Here is a 2,011-nt window from a genome sequence, read left to right as displayed (position 1 = left end):
GCACCACCACCGGCACCCGGCTCCCCACCACCCTCATCTTCGACCACCCCACCCCCACCGCCCTCGCCACCTACATCCAGACACACATCCCCACCACCGGGCAGAAGACTGACAAGGCGCCCTCCGACTTCTTCGTCCAGCTCGCTGAGATCGACACCGATCTGCTGGTACGAACCCTCGACACCGAAGCCCGGAACCAGGTCACCTCCCAGTTGCAGCGCCTTCTGGCGAAGCTGGGCGAGACGCCCGCGGCCACTGACGTCACGCAGAAAATCAACTCGGCGTCGGACGATGAAATCTTCGACTTCATCGACAAAGAATTCGGCATGTCCTGACCGCACGTATCGACATATCCAGCCCAGAGGAACGAATCTGCCATGCACACCGAAGAAAAGCTCCGCGGCTACCTCAAGAGGGTCACGTCGGAACTGCACCAGGCACGCCAGCGTCTGGTCAAGTACGAATCGAATCAGCAGGAGCCGATAGCGGTCGTGGGAATGGGCTGCCGGTTCCCGGGAGACGTGTCGTCCCCGGAGGAACTGTGGGAACTGGTCGCGTCCGGGACGGACGCCATCGCCGGCTTCCCCTCCGACCGCGGCTGGGATGTCGAAGGACTCTACGACCCGGACCCCGAGGTTCCCGGTAAGTCCACCGTCCGGCACGGCGGTTTCATGCGGGACGTCAGCGGATTCGACACCGAGTTCTTCGGCATCAGTCCGCGTGAGGCGCTGGCCATGGACCCCCAGCAGCGGCTGCTCCTGGAATGCGCGTGGGAGACCTGACGATCGACACCGCCTGCTCCTCCTCCCTGGTCACCATCCACCTCGCCAGCCAGGCCCTGCGCAACGGCGAGTGCGACCTCGCCCTGGCCGGTGGCGTCACGGTGCTGTCCGGGCCGGACGAGTTCGTCGAGTTCAGCAAGCAGCGTGGGCTCTCACCGGACGGTCGTTGCAAGCCGTTCTCGGCGGGTGCAGACGGCACCGGCTGGGCCGAGGGCGTCGGCCTGGTCATGCTGGAGCGGCTGTCCGACGCGCAGCGTAACGGGCACACGGTGCTGGCCGTGGTGCGCGGCAGTGCCGTCAACCAGGACGGTGCGAGCAACGGACTCACCGCGCCCAACGGCCCCTCCCAGGAACGCGTCATCCGCCAGGCCCTCGCCAACGCAGGCCTCACCCCGGACCAGGTCGACGCGGTCGAAGCACACGGCACCGGCACCCGCCTCGGCGACCCCATCGAAGCCCAAGCCCTCCTCGCCACCTACGGCCAGGACCGCCCCACCGAGCAGCCGCTCCACCTCGGCTCCATCAAGTCCAACATCGGCCACACCGCAGCGGCCGCAGGCGTCGCCGGCGTCATCAAAATGATCCTCGCCATGCGGCACGGCACCCTGCCCCGTTCCCTGCACATCGACGAACCCACCCCACACGTCGACTGGACCAGTGGCGCCGTCAGCCTCCTCACCGAACCCACCCCATGGCCAGTGATGGACCACCCACGCCGAGCCGCCGTCTCCTCCTTCGGCATCAGCGGCACCAACGCCCACCTCATCCTCGAACAGGCGCCCACCAGTGCGGAGATCGAGCCCGCCACGCCGGTCGACACCGAGCCGGACCGCGTCGACGAGGTGACGGACGGGCCGAGTGTCTGGCTTGTGTCCGGCAAGTCGGCGGGCGCACTGGCAGACCAGGCCGCGCAGCTGCACGCCTTCGCCACCGATCACCCGGACGTCGACGCCCGCGACATCGCTCACGCCCTGGCCACCACCCGCACCACGTTCGAGCACCGTGCCGTCGTCATCGCCCACGACCGCACCGACCTCCTCGACGCCCTCACCGCACTCCAGGAAGGCCGGCCCTCGCCGCACCTGGTGACCGGCCCCACCGATCACCAGCCCCGCGTCCCGGGCAAGATCGCGTTCGTGTTCCCTGGTCAGGGTTCGCAATGGCCGGGCATGGGCCGCGAACTCCTACAGACCAGCAGTGTCTTCCGCACCCACATGCAGGCCTGCGCC

At 68.0% G+C, this 2,011-nt stretch carries 2 pseudogenes; both read left to right on the top strand.

Annotated elements, in window-relative coordinates:
- A pseudogene (locus IH48_RS0132105) lies at positions 1 to 335 on the top strand (polyketide synthase); the annotation flags it as partial.
- Between the two features lie 42 nt (positions 336 to 377).
- Positions 378 to 2,011, top strand: a pseudogene (locus IH48_RS33845) (type I polyketide synthase); the annotation flags it as partial.

The organism is Streptomyces sp. NRRL F-5126 (assembly GCF_000721265.1).
Classification (GTDB): Bacteria; Actinomycetota; Actinomycetes; order Streptomycetales; family Streptomycetaceae; genus Streptomyces.
This window is presented reverse-complemented; position numbering and strand designations above follow the sequence as displayed.